Annotated in this window: 4 protein-coding genes; 2 read left to right on the forward strand and 2 right to left on the reverse strand. The window is 74.4% G+C overall.

The genetic code is table 11. The annotated features are described in order from the left end of the window. Positions 1-53: 53 nt before the first annotated feature. Both ACWFNE_RS10325 and ACWFNE_RS10330 read right to left on the reverse strand, forming a co-directional pair. The gene (locus ACWFNE_RS10325) at positions 54-1,292 is read right to left on the reverse strand and encodes a hypothetical protein (RefSeq protein WP_452122330.1); all 1,239 of its coding nucleotides are present in this window, start codon (positions 1,290-1,292) and stop codon (positions 54-56) included. A gap of 226 nt (positions 1,293-1,518) precedes the next feature. Further along, entirely contained in the window at positions 1,519-1,986 is a 468-nt protein-coding gene (locus ACWFNE_RS10330) for a PPOX class F420-dependent oxidoreductase (RefSeq protein ID WP_452122331.1), read from the reverse strand. Between the two features lie 228 nt (positions 1,987-2,214). Here ACWFNE_RS10330 and ACWFNE_RS10335 point away from each other — a divergent pair, with 228 nt between their 5' ends. Both ACWFNE_RS10335 and ACWFNE_RS10340 read left to right on the forward strand, forming a co-directional pair. Further along, the gene (locus ACWFNE_RS10335) at positions 2,215-4,032 is read left to right on the forward strand and encodes an alpha/beta hydrolase (RefSeq protein ID WP_452122332.1); all 1,818 of its coding nucleotides are present in this window, start codon (positions 2,215-2,217) and stop codon (positions 4,030-4,032) included. Between the two features lie 315 nt (positions 4,033-4,347). Further along, complete coding sequence (locus ACWFNE_RS10340) at positions 4,348-6,150, forward strand: alpha/beta hydrolase (protein ID WP_452122333.1); 1,803 nt, start codon at positions 4,348-4,350, stop codon at positions 6,148-6,150. The last annotated feature ends 118 nt before the right edge of the window (positions 6,151-6,268 follow it).

Consider the following 6,268-nt stretch of genomic DNA (forward strand, 5'->3'; position numbering starts at 1 on the left):
GCGCCCGCTCGGGGCGCGAGGACGCGTGTCGTCACGGGGACGACGCGGTCCGGTCAGGCAGGGCTGCGCGGGATGTCCGTCGCCGGGCCGCCGGGGCAGCCGAGGTCCGCACCCGCGAGGGTCGCGACGAGCCGCAGGCCGGCGGGCGCGGCGAAGGTCAGGAGCGCGGCGTCGGCGCCGGTGCGGGGACCGCCGCCCGCGGACGAGCCCCCGCCCGCGCCACCCGTCGAGGGCACGGGGGCCGCGGGCGCGCCGGGGGTGCCGGGGGTCGTGGGTCCGTGGGCGTCGCCGGTCGGCGTCGCTGCCGCGCGCGCGACGGCGAGGCCGCCGGCCGTGGACCCGGCCGGGGTGCCCGTCGAGCGCGGGCTCGTCGCGTGCGCAGTCGCCCCGGCACCGACGCCCGCAGCTGCGGGAGCGGCTGCTCCTGCCGGTGCGCCGAGAGCGGGGAGGTCGGAGCCGGCGGAGAGGTCCGAGCGGTCGTCGACCACGGGGCGGTCCACGTACTGCCCGCCACCACCACCACCCGGGAGCACCGGCGACGTCGGCGCGGGACTCGGCACGACGACGCCCGGCACGAGCGGGTCGAGCACCAGGGGCGCCAGCGGGAGGGCCGGGACGAGCGATCGGACCGCCTCGACCACGGGGGTGAGCGGCGCGACGACGGGTGCGACGACGCCGTCGAGCACCAGCCGCAGCGGCTCCGCGACGTCTCGAACGACCCCACCGAGCAGCTCGTCGACGGGGGCGGTCACCGGCGTGAGCGCGGGAGCCACCGCGTCGACCGCGCCGGTGACCGGCTCGACGAGCGGCGACACCGCGGTCACCGTGCGCTCGACGACGGGGACCACGGGCTGCACGACGCCCGCGACGACGGGCGCCAGGGCCTGCGTCACCGGGGCCGCCACCTGCGCCACCGGCTCGACGACCGGCTCCACCACGGGAGCGACGGTGCCGGCCACGGGGTCGACCACCTCGGCCACGGGCGTCACCGCGGCGTCCGCGACCGGCGTGAGGACGGCGTCGGCGACCGGTGTCACCACGGCCCCGACCGAGCCGGTCAGCCCGCCGAGCACGGCACCGAGCGCCTCGTCGGCCCCCGCGACCTGCGTCGTGACCAACGAGCTCGTGAGGTGCGGCGCGGCGAACGACCCGACGGCGAGCGGCGCGGCCGGAGCTCCTGCGGCCTGCGCGGGACCGGCGACCACGGCACCGACGAGCACGGCACCGGCTCCCGTGAGCAGGCCGCGGACCAGCCACGTCCCTGCTCGCGTCGCCCAGCGGTGCGCGCTCATCGCCCACGACCCCCCACGGTCCGCGCGTCACCGATGACGCGCCCCTCGAACGTAGGAGGCACCTCGGTGGACCCGCAATCGCAGCGGCCGGTCGCTGCTCCGTCCGGGTGAACGGCCGCAGCCCCGCCCGCAGGGCCGCTCGCCGCACCCTCACCCGTCCGCGCACCCTCACGCTCACCCGTCCGGGCGCCCCACGCTCACGACGAGCGCGCCACGCGTTCCCCCTTCACCCGTCCGCGAGCCGCGGCGGGAACCCCCCGGTCGCGACGGGTCCCCACGCCTCGATGTGGAGCCGGATCAGCGACTTCCCCTGGTCGAGCATGGCCTGGCGGTACTCGGCCCAGTCGGGGTGCTCGCCGGCGATGTTGCGGTAGTACTCGACGAGCGGCTCGACCGAGTCGGGCGGGTCGACGACCTCGGCGGTCCCGTCGACCTGGACCCACGGCCCGTCGAAGTCGTCCGACATCACGCACGCGCTGACCTGGGAGTCGCGCCGGACGTTGATCGCCTTCGCGCGGTCCGGGTAGGTCGAGACGACGAGGCAGCCGGAGTCGTCGACCCCGCACGTCACGGGCGAGAGCTGCGGCCCGCCGGACCGGCGCCGGGTGAGCAGCACGGCGTGGTGGCGCGGGCGCAGGAACTCGAGCAGCTCGTCGCGGCTCACTCGGTCGGCGGTGGCGATGCGTCGCGGCACGGGGGACTCCTCGGGTCGGCGGCCCGTCGTCGGGCACGGGGCGGTCCTCGTCACTCTCGCACCGGCGGCCGGACGCGTCCCCCGCATCCTGTCGGGCTTTGCGCCGCATGTGGAGAACCTGTGCCGCACCTTGACGGTGCATATCGGACGCCGCGAGTGTGGCGAGCATGCCAGCCGCGAGCCGGCGCCAGGGGGGCGTCGACCGCGTGGCACGTCGCAGGGGGCTCGATGAACCGACCACGCACGTCCCGTCTCGTCACCGTCCTGACCGCTCTCGCGCTCGTCGGCACCGCCGCCGCCGGCGCGTCCACGGCCCAGGCATCCGCACGCGCACCGATCGGGGACGTCGAGGCGCAGCGCGTCGACCGTGTCCCGACGCCGACCCCGAGCTGGTTCGACTGCAGCCCGGCGTTCGGCGAGGGCAACGAGTGCACCACCGTGAACCTGCCGCTCGACTACGACCAGCCGCGGGGCGCGACCACCGCCGTCGCGGTCCTGCGCCACCCGGCGGCCGACCAGGCGAACAAGCTCGGCTCGCTGTTCCTCAACCCCGGCGGCCCCGGCGGCTCGGGCGTGGAGATCGCCGCGGTCGCGAGCCAGTTCCTCGGTCCTGAGGTCGTCGAGAAGTTCGACATCGTCGGCGTCGACCCGCGCGGCACCAACTTCAGCGACAACGTCCGCTGCTGGGAGAACATGGGCGAGCAGGCCGCCGACCTCCAGGGCTGGGACGTGCCGTTCCCCGACACGGACGACGAGGAGGCGGCGTACGTCTCGGCGTCGGAGCGCATCGGGCAGGCGTGCTCGACGACCGGCACGCCGCTCTCGGGCTCGATGTCGACGGCCGAGGTGGCCCGTGACATGGACGTCATCCGGCGCATGCTCGGCGACACCCAGCTCACGTACCTCGGCTTCTCGTACGGCAGCTACCTCGGCAACGTGTACGCGAACATGTTCCCGGGCCGGGTCCGGGCTCTCGTGATCGACGGCGTGCTGGACCCGACGGGCTGGCAGGGCAGCCGCGCCACCCAGAGCACGCCGGTGACGACCCGGATCAAGTCGGGTGAGGGCGCCGCGAAGGCGCTCGACGAGATCCTGCTCCGGTGCGAGAAGGCCGGCCCGGAGTACTGCCGGCTGTCCGGGTACGGCGACCCGCAGGACCTGTTCGCGCAGATCAAGGCGACGCTGCGGGAGGAGCCGCTCGACCTCGTGGACCCGGAGACGGGTGAGGTGTACCTGACGCTCACGTACCCGGTCCTGATCTCGTTCCTGCTCGGCGACCTGTACGCGCCGATCGCCGCGGACTTCGTCGACATGGACCTGAGCTTCGTGTGGGAGCTCCTGCAGGAGCCCGCCGAGCCGGGGACCGAGGCCGCCGCGCGGCAGGACGCCGCGCGCCAGGGACTCGTCGAGCGGTACCGCCAGCAGCAGGAGCAGGCGAAGGCGGCGGAGGTGACGGAGGCCCAGCAGCGTGCGGCGCTCGGGTTCGCGTTCCCGTACGACAACTCCCCCGAGGCGTTCCTCTCGGTCCTGTGCACGGACAGCCGCAACCCGGTCTACGCGAGCTCGTGGCCGGGGCACGCGGACCGCGCGGACGCCCGGGCCCCCGACTTCGGGCGCCTGTGGACGTGGGGCTCGTCGCCCTGCGCCCAGCAGACGTGGACGGTGCGCGACGAGGACGCCTACACGGGGACGTTCACGAAGACGACGGCCAACCCGGTGCTCGTCGTCGGCAACTACTGGGACCCGGCGACGAACTACGACGGCGCGGTCAACGCGGCACGGCTGCTGCCGAACAGCCGGCTGCTGTCGAGCGACAGCTGGGGCCACACCGCGTACGGCACGTCGGCGTGCGTGACGGACGCGATCGAGACGTACCTGCTGACGCGCGCGACGCCGCCCGCGGGGACGCTGTGCGTCGGGGCCGACCAGCCGTTCACCGTCCCGCTCGAGGCGCCCGAGGGTCCCGACTCGGGTGCGCGGTCGGCGCGGTCCGACCGGCTGCCGCCCGTGGTGCCGCCGGTTCCGGGGGCGCTGCCGCGGAGCTGATCTCCCCGCAGCCCGCCGGACGGCGGCGCTCGCTCCGGGTCTGACGGCGCAGCCCGCGCCGACCGGGCCCGACGAGCACCGCAGCACCGACCGGCCCCCGCTCAGCACGTGCTGGGCGGGGGCCGGTCGCGCGTCGGCCCGGCGGCGCCGGCCTGTCGCTCGACCACGGATCGCTGGGAACTCGCTTTACGCGCTATGTGGAGAACCTGTGCGTTCCCTTGACGCTGGCGCGCGTGCGCCGAGAGTGTGAAGCGCATGCCGCTCACGAGCCGGCGTCAGGGGGCGCCGACCGGTCGGCACGTCACAGGAGGTTCGATGTCTCGAGCACGCACGTCCACCCGGTGGGTCGCCGTCCTGGCGACCGCCACCCTCGCGTGTACCGCGGTCGCCGGAGCCGCGTCCGCCGTCGGCACGCCGATCGGGGACATCGAGGCGCAGCGCGTCGACCGCGTCCCCGCACCCGCGCTGAGCTGGTTCGACTGCAGCCCCGCGTTCGGCGAGGGCAACGAGTGCACCACCGTGAGCCTCCCGCTCGACTACGACGAGCCCCGCGGCGCGACGACATCGGTCGCGGTCCTGCGCCACCCGGCGAGCGACCAGGCGAACAAGCTCGGCTCCCTGTTCCTCAACCCCGGCGGCCCCGGCGGCTCGGGCGTGCAGATCGCCGCCGTCGCGGCCCAGTTCCTCGGCCCCGAGGTGCTCGAGCGCTTCGACATCATCGGCATGGACCCGCGCGGCACGAACTACAGCGACAACGTGCGGTGCTTCGAGAACATGGGCGAGCAGGCGGCCGCGCTCGCCGGTGTGGACTTCCCGTTCCCCGTCACCGACGACGAGGAGGCCGTGTACGTCACGGCGTCGGAGAACATCGGGATCGCGTGCTCGACGACCGGCCGGCCGCTGTCCGGGTCGATGTCGACCGCCGAGGTGGTCCGCGACATGGACGTGCTCCGGCGCACGCTCGGCGACCAGAAGCTCAGCTACCTCGGCTTCTCCTACGGCAGCATCCTCGGCAACTACTACGCCAACATGTTCCCGGACCGCGTGCGCGCGGTCGTGATCGACGGCGTCGTCGACCCGGCCGACTGGGTCGGCACCCGCGCGAACCGCGACGTCCCGACGTTCACGCGCATCCGCTCGGCGGAGGGCGCGTCGAAGGCCCTCGACGAGATCCTGCTCCGCTGCGAGAAGACCGGCCCGGAGTTCTGCCGCTTCGCCGCGTTCGGCGACCCGCAGGACAACTACGCCGCGCTCAAGGCGTCGCTGCGCGAGGACCCCGTCGACATCGTCGACCCCGAGACGGGCGAGGTGCTCCTCACGGTCACCTACGCGACGCTGATCTCGTTCCTGCTCAGCGACATGTACGCGCCGAACGCCGCGGACATCGTCGACCAGGACCTCACGTTCCTGTGGGAGCTCGCCCAGGCGCCCGCCGAGCCGGGGACCGACGGCGCAGCGACGCAGGCGGCAGCGAACGCCGCGCTCGCCGCCAAGATCCTCTCGCAGCAGGACCGGGCGAAGGCTGCCGACGAGACCGCCGCCCAGCAGCACGAGGCCCTCGGGCTCGCATTCCCGTACGACAACGGGCTCGAGGCGTTCTTCTCGATCCAGTGCGTCGACGGCCGCAACCCGGTCTACGCGCGCTCGTGGCCCGGGCACGCCGACCGCGCCGACCAGCGCGCGCCCGACTTCGGCCGCGCGTGGACGTGGAACTCCTCGCCGTGCGCGAACCAGACGTGGACCGTGCGCGACGAGGACGCCTACACCGGACCGTTCACGAAGCAGACGGCCAACCCGGTGCTCGTCGTCGGCAACTACTGGGACCCCGCGACGAACTACGACAACGCCGTGACGGTCGACAAGGCGCTCCCGAAGAGCCGCCTGCTGTCGAGCGACAGCTGGGGCCACACCGCCTACGGCACGTCGGCGTGCGCGACGGGTGCCATCGACGCCTACCTGCTCGACGGGACGCTGCCCGCCGAGGGGACGCTGTGCGTCGGTGACGAGCAGCCGTTCACGGTGCCGCTCGACGCCCCGGAGCAGGGCGCCCGCTCCGCCGCTCCGCACGGACTCCCGCCGGTGGTCCCGCCGGTCCCGGGGGCGCTGCCGCGCAGCTGAGCCGGACCGTCACGCAGAGGAGCGCGGGGGGGGGGAAAAGAAGAGGGAGAGGGGCCCGTCGGTCTCGGTTCGTTTTTTGGGCTGGGAAGGGGCTGGGCCAGCAAAGGGGGCTTCGTTC

The sequence above is a fragment of the Cellulomonas sp. NPDC055163 genome, assembly GCF_053607065.1.